Source organism: Novosphingobium malaysiense, from assembly GCF_000802225.1.
Taxonomy (GTDB): domain Bacteria; phylum Pseudomonadota; class Alphaproteobacteria; order Sphingomonadales; family Sphingomonadaceae; genus Novosphingobium; species Novosphingobium malaysiense.
Genome location: NZ_JTDI01000076.1, coordinates 1 through 284, shown reverse-complemented (window position 1 = coordinate 284; position 284 = coordinate 1). Strand labels below are relative to the sequence as shown.

Genomic DNA, 284 nt, shown 5'->3' with positions numbered 1-284 from the left:
GCATATGGTTGGTCATAAACTCGGTGAATTCGCGCCAACTCGTACCTATCGTGGTCACGGTGTTGACAAGAAATCTAAACGTTAATAGGTGTCATGATGGAAGTAACTGCTAAATTACGCGGTGCCGCTATCTCGGCACAGAAAGCACGTTTGGTTGCAGATCTTATTCGCGGCAAATCTGTTGCGCATGCTTTAAATATCTTAAACTTCAGCAATAAAAAAGCTGCTGTTTTAGTAAAAAAAGCATTGGAATCTGCGATTGCAAACGCTGAACACAATAACAG

General features: G+C 41.9%; 2 protein-coding genes. Both read left to right on the top strand.

Annotated elements, in window-relative coordinates:
* Window positions 1-85, top strand: an 85-nt coding sequence (locus LK12_RS24465) for a ribosomal protein S19 family protein (RefSeq protein WP_197063659.1), incomplete at its 5' end; no start/stop codon positions are given.
* 8 nt (window positions 86-93) lie between these two features.
* A partial coding sequence (gene rplV / locus LK12_RS23545; protein WP_456237691.1) for a 50S ribosomal protein L22 occupies window positions 94-284 on the top strand: 191 nt, incomplete at its 3' end.